Source organism: Pantoea sp. ABR1s (assembly GCF_057812235.1).
The window spans coordinates 60,568-74,980 of sequence record NZ_JBSZSY010000001.1 but is presented as its reverse complement, the minus strand read 5'-3'; the positions used below and the strand labels follow the sequence as shown (position 1 = coordinate 74,980).

The window sequence follows — 14,413 nt, the reverse complement described above, 5'->3', positions numbered from 1 at the left end:
CTTATTTAGCGGCCTCTCCGGCCGCACTGCTGCTCCGCCAGGTACATCCGCCCTGGGTCTTACTGCCCCATCGTTAGTTCATATTTTTCTGCCGTCAGCAAATAAAGCCCGGAAGGCCCATCAATAGCTATCTGCCATCCACAGCGGTTAAGAAGCGTTTCCAGCCCCTGCACGCGCCCTGTCAGTCGCGCCATCACCGATGCGACCTGCTGGCCGTCATCGTCAAATGCAGCATCCAGGCTGCTCCGGGACAGATAAATTCCGTTTACGGCAGCGTTCAGGACAGCGGCATGCCTTTCTGACCACTCCCGGTCGCTGAACAGCTGGTAAGCCCAGCACATATCTTTCGCCATCTCCAGGGCATATGTCAGACGGAACAGGTCATTCTGCTGGGACAGCTCGCCTGTGCATGAACGCCATAGGTAGTCCAGCTTGCCGGCAAGCTTTGCGCCAACGCCATACTGGCGCCCCTGCGTTAGCAGCCACTCAATGTCGGGAGCCACCTCACGGGAAAAGCGACGCTGCTTCAGGGCGGTTGCCAGCCAGCGTGTCAGAAAGAGATTTTCCTGAGCAGCAGAGCAAACGGTACCATCCTGACGTGCTAGTGCAAGGGCTGTCAGAGCGCACCAGGCCAGATGACCAGATTTATGTGTCAGCGTCACTAGTCTGTCCTCCTAATAATTCATGTACGGAAAATTAACTTAATAATTAGTAAAACAATAAATATTGTGCTCTGTATGCCGCTTAGCGGCATGGAGGCGTCAGATGATGTCAGAGCAGGACATTGGTCATACGGCGCCGTACGCCCGGCGTAGCCGATTACGGACTGATATGTAGCGCGACCCAACCCCATCCTTGTATCTAACATTATGTGGTGATTAGCTACCATCACACGAAGCAGAGTGAGCCAGTCCCCTCCCAGCGCACGATTTAATTATCGATCCCGTCTGGCAGCTTATGGCCCCCTTTTTCACTTTTCACGCCAGCATATTTTGTTGAGCGGTTACCGGGTGCCCGACTCCGTATGTACAAGGCTAACAGGCGTGACGGCCATTGTGAGAGGAGAAATACGATGTTTCCTGTAGGCATAGACGTAAGTAAAGACACTCTTGTTCTCTGCATACTGTATTACGACATAAAAGAACGCATACGGGGAAAAAAGATAAAAAATGACCGCAGCGCGTTAGCCAGTATATTCTGCTGGCTGCCCCTGCAGCACAGCGGACCCGGTGACGTTTACCTGGTTATGGAGGCGACGGGTGTTTACCACGAACGCCTTGCTTTGTCGCTGCATGAGGCCGGGTCATACGTTTCGCTGGCCAACCCAGGTCTGATTCTGAAATGACTGCTGGCATCGGCTCTTCGTGAGGTATTCATGCTGATAGCGCAGATAACAGATATCCACGCCGCTCCCGATAATGATCATCTTCAGCGCTTCGGGCAGGCGCTGTCGTGGCTTGAACAGGTGGGGGCCGGACATAATGGTTCTGAGTGGTGACCTGACGGACGGGGGCTGGGATGAGGGATACAAACAGATAGCTGCGCAGCTGGAAAAACAGGCTTACCCCTCCCTGCTGCTGCCCGGTAATTCAGACGATCGAAGCTATATGCGACAAACGTGGGGTAATGAACGCTGGTTGCCTGACTCAACGGGAGAGTTGCTGCACTTCAGTTATAACGCGGGCGTAATAAGCCTGGCGGGCGTGGACTCAACCGTCAGCGGACAGAGCTATGGATCACTTTCGGGACGTATGGGATGGCTGGAAAAGCAACTTGGCGAGGCTGATGGTGCTCCGGTTTTGCTGTTTCTTCACCATCACATTTTCCCTTCCGGCATACCCACTCTTGATGAAACGATGTGCAGGGGACTGAGTGAGTTTGAAGACCTGATAAGAAGATATCCTGACAGGATACTGGCTGTTTCTTCAGGACATGTCCACCGACCTGTTGCTGGCAACTTTGCGGGGATCCCGGCAAATATCTGTGGTTCGGTCTGTCCAGCCAATCCATTATGGTTCGGTTCAGCAAATGTTCCGCCAGTCAGAGAAAACCCCATGCTGATGATTCACCGGTATGATCAGGGGAAAATCAGCAGTCACCATGTCTGTACCTGATTATTTATCCTCTGAAATAAGAAAGCGTTTTGCCTGACGCTTTCATCTTTGTCTTTATGTTCTTCTGTCTAAAGGGCAGGGAAAAAATTAATTAGGATCTACATAAATCTCACCTGCCACTTCTAAAATATAAGAAAAACAGAGGGGTGATTATTAAAAAAGCAGGAATTATGAATAACCAATCGTACGTTTGTAGTAACAAACCAAAAGGTGCAATCATGACAAACATCACTATCTTATTTACTGTAGCAATAGTAGACAATGTGACAGATCGCAGACTGCTTTCAGTATGTGACACCATCCTGGCATAAGAAATAATTTGAACAAAATTGATATAAAAGAAGATAATACAGAGGAAAAACGCTGACATGTAGATATTGTTAAAATAAAGAGAAGATACTGATGAAATTATAACCAAAAGGAAAAATATAAAATGAAATCTAGCATTAGAAGATGAAGGTAGAGTCTCTGTCACAAAGCCCGTTGCGGACTGTGCAAGCATAATTAAAAAGAAAACGATACCGAGAATTATAGCCTGACCATCTTCCGGTAGATCTTGTCCTGCTATAACCTGCCAGTATTGAATGAGAGACTGGAGGAAGAATGAAGATATAATGACGGTTAATAACGTTAACAATCCTGTACGACCTGCGAAAACCTGCCGGATACTATTACATAGCATGGTGAAGGAAAAAAACTTTGATTTTTCCTCACTTTTAAATTGACGATCGGAAGGTAAGAAGGCTGACATTAAAAAAATCATAAACATTAATAAAGCTGATATAAATATAGAAGACTTCCCTATATAAAAATAAGCAGTCGCTCCTATAAGAGATGTTACCCCCATAAACATAAACTGGTATTTATAATATAAGGAAAATATTTTTTGGGAAGAGATATTATTGTTCTCATTTTTACTATGATCATAAAGATAACTATCAAATGTACCACTCATCATTCCCAAAGATAAGGCGTTGAAGAGTTCGGCCAGCATGAAAAACCAAAAATTATCTGCCACTGCCATAGTAAGCAGCCATGCAGAAGAGAAAAGTATACTGACGCTGATTGAAAACTTTCTGCTATAGCGGTCAGAAAAATAAGAAAGGGGTATATCCAAAAAGACGATAATGATTCCCTGAAATGTCTTTAGCAGGCCTACCTGGCTAACGGAAAGACCATTCTGGAGCATATATATGACAGAATATGCACCAATCAACATCCTTACACCGGAGTACATTATGCCAGTGAATCTGACGGCTGCACTGCTTTTAAGCACAATTATTCTCCCTACATAATCAGAAAAACTAACGCTACCATCCGGTAGCGTTATCGTTCATTCAAGGTACAATATTTTCACCATTAACGCGTGGAAGCAACTGGAAATCCTGAATATCATTTTCTCTTGTTACCCACATTAAAAATCTTTCAATCCCCATCCCAAAGCCTGCGGTTCTTACTGGATATTCCTCTTTCATTCTGATGTACCACTCATAATCATCAGGTGCAACCTGATGTTCTTCGAGTGCTTTTCTCACCCCGGCGCCATCACTATGACGTTCACCTGCTCCCACCACCTCGCCAATACCAAATAATAAATCTGCATTCAGTGCAGAATGCGGTTTGTTGGGATCCCTGCATTGATAGAATGGAACACTCAGAATGTCATAGTTAGTTACCCATACAAACCCGCCAAAATGTTCTATGAGACGCCGTTCTCCCGCATGAGTTAAATTCCTGAATTCAACGACGTCTTCAATGTAGCTAGTGTAATTATCAGGCGATAGCTGTTTAAGTAGGTCATCAGCTTCATCTAATGTTATCTGTATGAAAGGAGTATTCTTCTCCGCAAGAGAAATTAAATGAGAAATGTCACCTAACTTTTCATTCAATAAGTCACCATGTCGAAGCAATATATGTCTTGCGAGATGAACAAGATAATCTTCAACAAGTACTATCACATCATTTATCGTACCCGGTATTTCAGCTTCACTATGGTAAAACTGAGAGAGGTGGCGTTTATCGTTATCTTCACCACGGAAAGATGGCATAATGTACCATGCACCATTTCCGAATAATCTTGTACCGTATTCAAGCATAAACTGCATTGAGTCGGCGAGATAAACATCCTGCTCAAACATTTTTACTTTAACCGGAAGCGAGTTACTGCCTTTACCCATCGGGCTGGAAATAGATCCGGTTGTAATAGGCAGATGAAGTGTTTTTATTTTTCGCAGGTTGTAAAATTCGAAAGTAGCAAAAGAAAGTGTATTTTGAAGTTCCGCCAACAATTGATACCATGGCTTACCCAGCACTTTCAGATAATGGTTGCGCGTATCTTTCCAGGTTTGATCTGTTCTGAAACGGCTCGTTTCTTTTACCTTTGGCTCTTTTAGCAATCCATACTGTACTACATCAGTTAGTTCACCATCTTTGTTTTTTGTATAACCACGTGCAACACCTTCAAGTTTGAAACCGAGTTTAGTGAGCAGTTTTTCAGATGCGTGATTATCTGGCTGATGATTTGCAGAGATGCGTTTGAAATTAAGCACATTAAAAGCATGACTTATGACAAGTCCGGCCGCCCGCGTTCCTACTCCAGTTCTCCATACCTTCTGTGACAAAGCGATGCCGAGTTCGGCGCTTTCTCTGAAATTATCGACATGACTTAGGGTCACAGAGCCCACAACCTCTCCTGAATTGCGAAGTTCTAATGCCCAGAGATAGAATTCTTTATTACTGTAATTCTCAACCCATCCACTTACTATTGCATTAGTTTCATTAATATCTTTATGTGCTTTCCAGGTAAGATACTTCGCTACTTCAGGATCAGACGCCCAATTCTCGTAGACCTTGGCTGAATCATTTTTTGTAAAAGGTCTTAAGATAATATCTTTAGAATCAATTAATAAAGTACCTTTGTGGTTAATTCCCATGTAATGACTCCTGCCGTAATCACTCAGTGATCCTCCGTTATACCAATTATGACATTTTTGCTAAAAGCAGAATAACTGTTAAGAATATGAGATATTTTCAAATACTGGTGTTTGATGATAATCCAATTCAGCTTCTTTTTTTAACGGCCAGCGAGCAGTGCGCAGCTGGCCTTATGAATGACGCGCTAGCGTCATGGAGGCGCCAGATGATGTCAGAGCAGGGTATAGTGGTCAGGCGGCGCCGTACGCCCGGCGAAGTCGGTTAAGGCCTGATATATGGCGCTACCCAACCCCTTCCTGTTAAGCCAGACGGCCTCAAAGCGATGATTACGGTTATCTAATCCCAGAGCCCGCTCACCGGGGTCTTAGGTTTACTGTTCATTATGAACAGTAAAGCTTAGAGGATTAGTTACACCATTCATTACAGCCACTCCTGTTCCGGGCCGGGGCGGAGGCGGCCTGTTAATGGGCACTCGGAGTTTCAGAACTGATTTGCCCCCAGTATTAGATACAACGATCAGTTACTAATGTCGGTTTGTTTACCTTCTGATTTTCCATTTCTCCAGCCTACTGCAAATTCAGCTGGAGTCTGGTAATTCAGCGATGAATGAGGTCTTGACTCTTTATAGTCCTGCCGCCAGTCATTAATAATTTTCCGGGCATGAAGAACATCGCTGAACCAGTGCTCATTCAGACATTCATCCCGAAAGCGGCGGTGATTGTCAGACACTCTTTTGTGCGATCATTCACGCAGATCAGGCACTTAATCCGTCGGCCGCTGGCAAGTGCATTCATGACAAAATCCATCGACCATGTCAGGTTCGGCGCATCCAAGCTAAGAATCGGAAGCCGCTCAGTCGCCAGCCCCTTACGGCGTCGCCTGCGCTTTACACCCAGGCCGTTAAGGTGATAGATGCGGTATACCCGCTTGTGGTTGACGTGAAGGCCCTTCCGGCGCAATAACAGCCAGATGCGCCGGTAAACAAAGCGACGGCGTTCAGGTGCCAGCTCTGTGATGCGTAAAGACAGCTGTGCGTCAGCAACGGGACGCTGAACCGAATAACGGCAGGTTGAAAGAGACAGACCTGCCAGCCTGCAGGCACGCCGTTGCGACAGTCCCGCTTCATCACACATGACCTCCACGGCTTCCCGCTTCTATCTGAACCTCGCGTTCAGCAAGGCTTGCAGGCAGCTGATAGTTGCCTTGCTTGCCACGGCGGCGGTCAGCCATACCCAGCGGACCGTCTGTATAATAGCGCTGAAGCAGGCGACGACAGTGCCTGTCTGAAATACCTGGACGCTCAGCAGCGAGATGGGTTGTCAGCCGCCGGTCGACGACGTCCTGAATAACTCTAAGCCGGTTAACTTCGTTCATCGTGAAAAACTCCGCACAAGAAGCCGTCATATCAGGATACTCAGCAGGTAGCCCGAAGCGGCCAGGTTAGCTTTGCCTGCATAAGCAATATGCGCATAATAATAAATATGCTAAATATTAATGATTTGCGATAGTGTGAAGGGTTGTTGCTCTCTCTTCTTTTCTTAAACAGCATCTGTATATACTCCATTATCACTTCTTCTCGTTCCCTCCCTGTCGTACGGTTTACACATTGAGAGAATAATTTATTATCTCTGGAACGGTAAAATCTACACAGGGAGAGTGAAAATGGATGCTGCACTACTTTCAATGATGCGTTCAGGTGGCCGCAACCGGGCATGGGCCGAAACAATGGTTAATCTGGAAGCGAGAAAGCTGGTAGAAGCCGCTAACGTAATTTCAGGCTTTCATCTGCGCGACAGCCTCACGCGACTTCAGTTTGTTCAGGAGATCAGGGATGTCGTTGAGAAACAGTTTGCCGCAGCACGTCAGGCCAGGACCGACGAAGACTGTATAGCCTGTATAAAAAACCTACGGGAAGAGACTGAGAACCTTCGTGAACAGGATCGCCTGCTACGGATGCAGACCGCAAAACTCATCGCTAAAGTGGAGTTTGTCCGGGACAATAACGAAATTGTCGGGTACGTCATATCTGCGGTACATATCGTTTTATCCGGGGTTGCCATGTTTGGCGGGATGATCATGATCTCTTCCATGATCCCCATCGGTATGCTAGCCGGTGCCACGCTGTTCATTGACGGCGTAAATGGCATATCGAAGGAAGTCAGTCATCTCCGTTACGGCAAAGAGTCGCACTCTGAAGGAATTTTTGCAGATGGGGTAATAGAGGCTGCGCAGTTCATGGGATTCAGCCCGAATACAGGAATGGCACTTTACAATGCGGCTACACTGAGCGCCAGCGTTTACAGTGTTTTTGGTCTGGCAAGAAAACCCGGCGCGTGGCGTCTGTTCCGGTGGTTGCCCCGTGATTATTACCGGAAAGTTGACACCATGAGCAGACCAAAATTAACGATGAAAATCGTGGACTATGGCGTCAAAGCGAAAGTGGTTTTTGACCTTCTCACGACCGATCAGCAGAGTCGCTAATTTCTGTTCGCTCTCTGGTATCGCCAGGACTTATAAGACAACACAGGCGGTTGTACAAAAATGGCAACCGCACAACCGCAGAGCAGCGCAATTCCGCCGGAAAAAACGGTCTCGCTGGAGCCAGCAAAGAGCAAAAAAATAAAGATAGCAAGACAACACAGCACAACGGTCAGCGCTATTGTGAAGCGTCTGGACAGATCCTGAATGGCATCCCCCAGGGAACCGCCATAACTTTCCAGGTTGTTTTTGACTTTTCGCAGGTCTGCGGAGCTAAAGCCTGAGCGCAGCAGGGCATCTTCACTTACTATCATTGCTTTTCATCCTTAAAATGCTCCAGGGAACACCACAAGATATAACAAAAAGTGGTCCGGTTATCGATCCCGGTTTTCCCCACATTGACCCGACTACTATTAGATGTCATACGTGAGATTCCCCTACAAATTATTGATAATATTACACCTAAGTCATCGCACAGCCAGGAAGGAATTTGTCATGTGTTCCAGCTTTTTCGGGTTTTACGGCGTATCAAAACAGACCGTAGCTAACGTTTTCATCTCTGCCAACACAATATACGTTTTTGATGCCAACATCCTCCTGACCCTTATTAGTAGTAAATCCTGATAAGATTTGTAGCCCTGTCAAAAATAGGTGTGTACGGCCAAATCCGCCCTCCCTACCGCATCCTTTCACTGGCAAGATGATAAACATCGCTGCGCTCGCGTTTACCCACAGCAACAACGGCAATCACCAGCTGATCGTCTATTACCTGATAAACCAGGCGAAACCCGGACGCTCTGAGTTTGATTTTATAGCAGTCTTTAATCCCACGTAGTCTGGCAGAAGGAATATGGGGATTGTCACAACATTTCTTCAGTTTTTTGGCAAACTGCTGCTGGAGAGATTTGTCCAGCTTCTGCCATTCTTTAAATGCCTCTTCCCTGAATTTGACGGTATAACTCACAAAAGCGCATCCAAATCGACATCAAGCAGACGCTGGCCGCTGCGTTCACTGACCAGCTTAACCAGTTCCTGATCGTCAAGGGCATCAAGCATTTGTTCATAAAGCTCAGCCGGGACGCAATAGAATGCAGGCTGGTTGCGGTTAAGAATGGCGACAGGATAACCGTCACCTGCACTAACCGTGGCCATCGGGTTTTTCTTCAGTTCGCTTACGCTGGCACTGATATCGCTTAAAATAATGTTTGGCATAGAGCCTCCAGGACTGCTTAACAGGTCTTTATAGTAGCAGCCTGAAGACCTGATAACCAGTCTCTTTCAATAGATACAAATGGCTATATTTGATGAACTGCAAAGGCTGAATGAGCTATTTGAAATGCCGGAAGATGGGATTATTTTTCATTTCTCTTTTTCGCGCCGACAGGAACAGGATCTTCAGTTGCAGCATCCTGAATAATCAGCGCGTTGCTTTTATTATCTAAGGTCTTGAGAAGCGGCTGCAATTCTCTGAGTACAAGGTCCAGACGCTGCATATCCCCCGTCAGTTTTTGATATACGGGCGAGCCAGGCTGAATACCTTTTATGCTGCGGCTGAGCTGTTGCAGGCTTTGCTGCATATCCTCAGACAGTGTTTTCATTGCAGGGCTGCTGATAAATCCATCAATATGCCTGAGCGATTTTTGTATTTCTGTCATGGTGCGCTGACTTTGTTTTAGCGTACCGGTCGCAACTGAAATCAGTGGCCGAAGCGGAAGACTGTTCATCTTATCCACTATAGCCACAATCTTTTGCTGTATCTGGTTTAAACCACCAGGCGTTGTGGGGATGACTTTGTAACCCGCGACGATATCCGGTCCTTTGTCGGGCTCAACATTTGCATAATAGTCTAAGTCGATAAACAGCGAACCGGAAAGCAGACTGCCTGTTTTCAGCGAGCCTCTTAACCCCTGTTTTTTACCCAGCTGTAGCTTTTTCTCCAGGTCAAAGTCTTCCCTCATACCGCTCATGAATCTCTGGGGTTCAATGTGAATCAGGACGGGAACCTCATAATGGCTGCGAAAATTCTGGGTTATCTCTGGCGAGGTAAAAGGAACCTGAGCAACCGTCCCCAGGCGTATTCCACGAAACTCGACAGGCGCGCCTGCCTGAAGTCCGCGAACAGAATCGGAAAAGAACAATAAGAAGTCGAGGTGTTCGGTATAACGAGAATTCTCGATGCTTCGCAGATCGTCATAAAGAGTATAAGTTGCTACGCCCCTAACCGGCTGGCCCAGGGCCACGCCTTCAGGCAGGTCAAAACTGACCCCGCCACTTAATAATGTGGTGATAGACCCCATCTCCACGCGCATCCCGGATGAGGATAAATCTACAGCAATCCCACTATTCTTCCAGAAACGAACGTTTGAGGTGACAAGCTGATCAAAGGGCGAAGCGATAAAAATCTGATAACGCATCATCCTTTTTTCCATATCAAACCGGCTGTTCTCGACTGACCCGACACGCAGGCCGCGAAACAGAACCGGGTAGCCCGGCATGAGTTGCCCCGCTTCACGACTATTAAGCGTGATTCTGATCCCCTTTGCATTCGGTGAGGCCTGGGGAGGCGCATCTGACAGCCGATAGCGTTCCGGCGCTGGCCCCGGAGAACCTGGCTGTAAGGCTATATAGGCGCCTGAGAACAAGGTACTTAAGCCCGTTATTCCTTCGAATCCAATTTCAGGCCTGACCACCCAAAATGCGCTATTGCCGTTCAATAGTTTTTGCATACCAGTGTGCATGCGAACCTTGATCTCGACGTGCTTAAGATCGTCAGTAAGCTCGGTACTTTCAACGACACCCACATCAATGTTGCGGTTTTTTATTACGGTTTTACCTGCCTTAATCCCCTGTGCGTTTTCGGTCATCAGAATCACCAAAGGTCCCTGCTGGCTTTTATGGTAATACAATAAAAAGGGACCGATGAGCAGCGTGACAAAGGGAATGATCCAGACAGAAGACCATCTTTTGTTGGGGTTTACATGAGCACTATCCGGATTATCCGACAAAGTATGGACTCGTGTAAGAACAGAGTAACCTGAACTTTTCAGGGCGTTCTGTTGAAGAAGGATTCGATCTCAGGGCTATGTATTCGCTCGTCTTTCCTGAGGCCATGATAGTTAATCTCATCATTAAGCGTTAAATTTCGATAAGTCAGGATCATAAAATCTACTATCAAACGGAGATCCATTATTTTCCAGTAAATAATGGATCGGATAGTCTGTAATAACTTCGGAACAGGAGGGTTAATAAGTATAAAGATATTTTTTTAAATAAAGCTTAAAAAATACAAATCTGTGATCAATGTGTCATGTTATTTTAATAAAATTAAATCAATCAGTTACCAACATCATGGAGGTTAGCGGCTCAAAATAAAGTGGAATTACCCTGCGTTTAAAGTGTAATAAATCCACTAAAATCATCACCAATGAACAGTGTTGCCCAACTACGTCATTGCTGAAGTGCCTCAAATCCCTGGGCGCTGCATGACTTTATGGTATTGCGTCTGTCAACGAGGTGTGTCAGGTTAACTCTTTTACGAATTGAAATATTCTTGCAGCCGATCTATTTTTACTTCGCATTCCAATTTAGCAGAGGCACCTATGTTCCTTAACTATTTTGCTTTGGGTATGCTGATCTTCGTTTTCATAATTATTTTTTATGGAATTATCGTTCTTCATGATATTCCCTATTTAATCGCAAAGTCCCGTAATCATCCTCATGCCGATGCCATTCACGTCGCAGGTTGGGTAAGTTTGTTTACACTGCATGTCATATGGCCTTTCCTGTGGATCTGGGCCACTCTTTATCGTCCTGAGCGCGGCTGGGGGATGCAGAGTCAATACACTTCATTACTGGAACTGCAGCAGCGCGTAGCAGAACTGGAGCGTTTACAGGCTGATTCGAAACCGCTGCGACCGGAGCGATGATATGGATCTGCTCATTATTTTAAGCTACGTTGCGATAGCCTGGGCTGTTTTTAAAATATTTCGCATACCCGTCAATAAATGGACAGTGCCAACAGCGGCCCTCGGTGGCGTTTTTCTGGTCAGTGCGCTAATTCTGCTAATGAATTATAACCATCCCTATACGTCACTGGCACAAAAAGCGGTTGTCGCGATTCCTGTTACCCCACAAGTGACTGGCGTCGTAAATGAAGTTACTGATAAAAAAGAAGTGCTTATTAAAAAGGGAGAAATGCTCTTCACCCTGGATCAGACACGTTATAAGGTCCGCGTCGAAAGATTACAAGCCGACCTGAGCACCGCTATTAATAATATTGAAGCGATGAAAGGACAATTAAGCGAAGCCGTTGCCTACACAACCCATGTATCTGCTGAGCGGGATAGATTATTTCTGGACTATCAACGCTATCTCAAAGGCAGTAAGGCGAAAGTCAATCCATTCTCCGAACGTGACATTGATAATGCCAGGCAGGCATTTCTGGCGCAGGATGCCCTGGTAAAAGGTTCACTGGCGGAACAGGAGCAGCTCAGAAGCCAGTTGACCAGTGTATCAGGAGGAGAACAATCCCAGATAGCCAGTCTGCGCGCGCAATTAGCAGAAGCCCGGTATAACCTGGATCAGACGGTTGTTCGCGCACCCAGTGATGGTTATGTCACTCAGGTCTTAATCCGTCCCGGAAGCTACGCAGCCGCCCTGCCGCTGCGCCCGGTCATGATATTCATTCCTGTACAAAAGCGTCAGATCATTGCTCAGTTCAGACAAAATTCCCTGCTTCGCCTGACGGCGGGAGATGAAGCAGAGGTCGTTTTTAATGCCCTTCCGGGACAGGTATTCTCAGGAAAACTGCTCAGAGTTTTGCCAGTGGTTCCAGGCGGAGCTTATCAGGCACAGGGAACGGTTCAATCACTGAGCCTTGCTTCAGGTTCTGATGGCGTATTAGCCATAATTGAATTAAACCCAAATCAGGACGTTGATGCATTGCCAGACGGCATATTTGCTCAGGTTGCGGTCTATTCTGACCACTTCACGCATGTTTCGGTCATGCGTAAAATTTTGCTGAGAATGACCAGCTGGGTGCATTACCTCTACCTGGATCACTGATGATGATAAATATATCCTTAACTTTCCATCGATTAACCGTTTGCCCCCTTTCAGAAGAAGTTAATCAGAACAGTTATGATCGGCCTGACTTTGTAATAAGCCCTGATTTGAAATCACCCTGAAAACACGATGGGTGGTTAATTAAATTACTGATCGGTTATCACAAAACAGGATCGTAAATAAGCTTTTGAAATAGCTGTTTGCATTGAATATGCTATGTTTTAAATGTAGTTACGAATTCTAATTGTCTTTTATAACATTCCGAGGATACGTATATGAAAAAATTAATTTTTGGTGTGGTTATTTGCTCTTTATCGTTTGGCTCATTTGCTGCCGAAATGATGTCAAAGAATGATTTTATGAAAGTGAAGGATCAGTATGAAAAGATAGGCGATATCTCAACATCAGGTGAGACCAGCCCTTCAGATGCAAAAGCGGAGCTATCAGAAATGGCTGATAAAAAAGGCGGCGATGTGTTCGTGCTGACCTCAGCCAATACGAATAACAAAATTAAAGGTACCGCTGATGTATACAAGAAAAAATAGCGTAGTAACGAAGCTATCTGTCTGAAATACAGACTGAAATAGATGATTTTTTTCGGAGCCTCAGGAAATATGTTCTTAATACAGGTTAATCGATGCCCTTTACTAATGTAAAGGGCATCTTTCTTACAGCACCATCAGGACTTTAAACCGTTTTCAGCGAGGATGAGCTGAACGTCGGTGACAGGACCTTATCTGCCCAGGCTGATGCGCGGATAACACGTCACGCTAATCTGCCTGCACTTGATTAACTCCAGGCGATGACGTTATCAGCCGTCAGGCGAAGGTTCCCCTAATCAGCCGCCGCCCGCCTCCCCCTATTTCTTATCCAGCGACCAGGTTGCACTGCGGATATCGACCTTCACTGGTAACAGACCAATCTGGGTAAACTTATCGGCCAGAGCCTGCTGCTGCGTGAAGACTTCAGGTGTCATCCGCTCAGCCCCGAACGGCATCCTTGCCAGCGCCCGTTGCCAGATCGGCTGCGGCAGACCGGTTGAGGTGGACATGATTTTTGCCGCCTCTTCCTGATGTTGATTGGCCCAGGTACTTAGCGACCCAAGCTCATCCACCACCTGGCTGGCGATTTGCGGCCAGGTTTCCGCAAACTTACGGCTGGCAAGATAGAAGGTGTAGTGTGGCACCAGGCCTTCGGCATTTTTAATCAGCCGCGCGTGGGCGTTGGTTTCAACTTCTGCGTAGTAAGGATCCCAGATTACCCAGGCATCCACTGCACCGCGCTGGAAAGCGGCACGCGCATCCGCGGGTGGCAGATAGACCGGTGTAATGTCTTTATAGCTCAGCCCCGCCTGTTCGAGCGCAGTGACCAGCAGATAGTTAACGTCAGAGCCTTTATTCAGCGCCACGCGTTTGCCTTTGAGATCCGCCACGCTTTTAATGGGGGAGTCGGCGGGCACCACAATCGCCTCAGTTTTGGGGTTGGCGGGAGAATGTGCCAGATAAACCAGATCGGCCTGTGCGGCCTGAGCAAAAGTCGGTGGCGCGTCGCCGGTTGCGGCCAGATCGATACTGCCGATGTTCAGGCCTTCCAGCATCTGCGGCCCGGCCGGGAACTCAATCCAGTGAACCGCAATCCCCTGTTTCTTAAATTCCTGATCCAGCGTGCCGCGATATTTCAGCAGGGCGAAGATATTGGCTTTCTGAAAACCAATGTTAACTGTTTCGGGTTTCTCTGCTGCTGCCTGGGTGTTGAACGCTAATCCCGCCTGGGCGGCAATAATCAATGCGCTAAGCAAAACTCTTTTCATCTCTCATTCCTGA

Annotated in this window: 13 protein-coding genes and 3 pseudogenes; 6 read left to right on the top strand and 10 right to left on the bottom strand. The window is 46.6% G+C overall.

Translation table 11 applies throughout. The features are described 5' to 3' along the window. Positions 1-59 precede the first annotated feature (59 nt). On the bottom strand, positions 60-662 hold the full coding sequence (locus ACXKZD_RS19390) for a DUF2913 family protein (RefSeq protein ID WP_033759983.1): 603 nt from the start codon (positions 660-662) through the stop codon (positions 60-62). Positions 663-1,072: 410 nt separating this feature from the next. On the opposite strand from ACXKZD_RS19390, the pseudogene ACXKZD_RS19385 reads away from it, so the two are divergent. Next, positions 1,073-1,327 (top strand): annotated as a pseudogene (locus tag ACXKZD_RS19385) (IS110 family transposase); the annotation flags it as partial. A 154-nt stretch (positions 1,328-1,481) separates the two neighbouring features. Beyond that, positions 1,482-2,114: a metallophosphoesterase gene (locus ACXKZD_RS19380; protein WP_235194762.1), complete on the top strand. Its 633-nt coding sequence runs from the start codon at positions 1,482-1,484 to the stop codon at positions 2,112-2,114. A 109-nt stretch (positions 2,115-2,223) separates the two neighbouring features. Here the strand turns inward: ACXKZD_RS19380 and ACXKZD_RS19375 are convergent, their stop codons facing one another. The 4 genes and pseudogenes from ACXKZD_RS19375 to ACXKZD_RS19360 form a co-directional block, all read right to left on the bottom strand. After that, the gene (locus tag ACXKZD_RS19375; RefSeq protein WP_071998016.1) at positions 2,224-3,351 is read right to left on the bottom strand and encodes an MFS transporter; all 1,128 of its coding nucleotides are present in this window, start codon (positions 3,349-3,351) and stop codon (positions 2,224-2,226) included. A gap of 100 nt (positions 3,352-3,451) precedes the next feature. Continuing rightward, positions 3,452-5,047 (bottom strand): GNAT family N-acetyltransferase, encoded by a 1,596-nt coding sequence (locus ACXKZD_RS19370; protein WP_488982109.1) that lies wholly within the window; start codon positions 5,045-5,047, stop codon positions 3,452-3,454. 517 nt (positions 5,048-5,564) lie between these two features. Then, positions 5,565-6,202: pseudogene (locus tag ACXKZD_RS19365) on the bottom strand (integrase core domain-containing protein); the annotation flags it as partial. A 1-nt stretch (position 6,203) separates the two neighbouring features. Next, positions 6,204-6,452, bottom strand: a pseudogene (locus tag ACXKZD_RS19360) (helix-turn-helix domain-containing protein); the annotation flags it as partial. A gap of 258 nt (positions 6,453-6,710) precedes the next feature. On the opposite strand from ACXKZD_RS19360, the gene ACXKZD_RS19355 reads away from it, so the two are divergent. Next, the gene (locus tag ACXKZD_RS19355; RefSeq protein ID WP_089415112.1) at positions 6,711-7,529 is read left to right on the top strand and encodes a DUF4225 domain-containing protein; all 819 of its coding nucleotides are present in this window, start codon (positions 6,711-6,713) and stop codon (positions 7,527-7,529) included. Here ACXKZD_RS19355 and ACXKZD_RS19350 read toward each other — a convergent pair. The 4 genes from ACXKZD_RS19350 to pqiB all read right to left on the bottom strand — a co-directional run bounded on the left by ACXKZD_RS19350 (position 7,526) and on the right by pqiB (position 10,531). Continuing rightward, a complete protein-coding gene (locus tag ACXKZD_RS19350; protein WP_033759977.1) occupies positions 7,526-7,840 on the bottom strand; it encodes a hypothetical protein in 315 nt (104 codons plus the stop codon). The genes ACXKZD_RS19355 and ACXKZD_RS19350 overlap by 4 nt on opposite strands. A gap of 362 nt (positions 7,841-8,202) precedes the next feature. Continuing rightward, the gene (locus ACXKZD_RS19345; protein WP_010257115.1) at positions 8,203-8,490 is read right to left on the bottom strand and encodes a type II toxin-antitoxin system RelE family toxin; all 288 of its coding nucleotides are present in this window, start codon (positions 8,488-8,490) and stop codon (positions 8,203-8,205) included. Continuing rightward, positions 8,487-8,738 carry a type II toxin-antitoxin system Phd/YefM family antitoxin gene (locus tag ACXKZD_RS19340; RefSeq protein WP_187485071.1) on the bottom strand — a complete coding sequence of 84 codons (252 nt, stop codon included), beginning with the start codon at positions 8,736-8,738 and terminating at the stop codon, positions 8,487-8,489. Before ACXKZD_RS19340 ends, ACXKZD_RS19345 begins: the two co-directional genes overlap by 4 nt. A 140-nt stretch (positions 8,739-8,878) precedes the next feature. Then, the gene (gene pqiB / locus ACXKZD_RS19335) at positions 8,879-10,531 is read right to left on the bottom strand and encodes an intermembrane transport protein PqiB (protein ID WP_488982108.1); all 1,653 of its coding nucleotides are present in this window, start codon (positions 10,529-10,531) and stop codon (positions 8,879-8,881) included. A 594-nt stretch (positions 10,532-11,125) separates the two neighbouring features. On the opposite strand from pqiB, the gene ACXKZD_RS19330 reads away from it, so the two are divergent. From ACXKZD_RS19330 to yahO, 3 genes are all read left to right on the top strand, one after another. Next, positions 11,126-11,452 carry a DUF3302 domain-containing protein gene (locus ACXKZD_RS19330; protein WP_010257107.1) on the top strand — a complete coding sequence of 109 codons (327 nt, stop codon included), beginning with the start codon at positions 11,126-11,128 and terminating at the stop codon, positions 11,450-11,452. Between the two features lies 1 nt (position 11,453). Next, positions 11,454-12,590 (top strand): HlyD family secretion protein, encoded by a 1,137-nt coding sequence (locus ACXKZD_RS19325; RefSeq protein ID WP_033786324.1) that lies wholly within the window; start codon positions 11,454-11,456, stop codon positions 12,588-12,590. 275 nt (positions 12,591-12,865) lie between these two features. Continuing rightward, positions 12,866-13,135, top strand: coding sequence for a DUF1471 family periplasmic protein YahO (gene yahO / locus ACXKZD_RS19320; protein WP_010257103.1), 270 nt, complete (start codon positions 12,866-12,868; stop codon positions 13,133-13,135). Positions 13,136-13,449: 314 nt separating this feature from the next. On the opposite strand, the gene ACXKZD_RS19315 is transcribed toward yahO, so the two are convergent. Next, the gene (locus tag ACXKZD_RS19315) at positions 13,450-14,400 is read right to left on the bottom strand and encodes a sulfonate ABC transporter substrate-binding protein (RefSeq protein ID WP_033786327.1); all 951 of its coding nucleotides are present in this window, start codon (positions 14,398-14,400) and stop codon (positions 13,450-13,452) included. Positions 14,401-14,413: the final 13 nt, after the last annotated feature.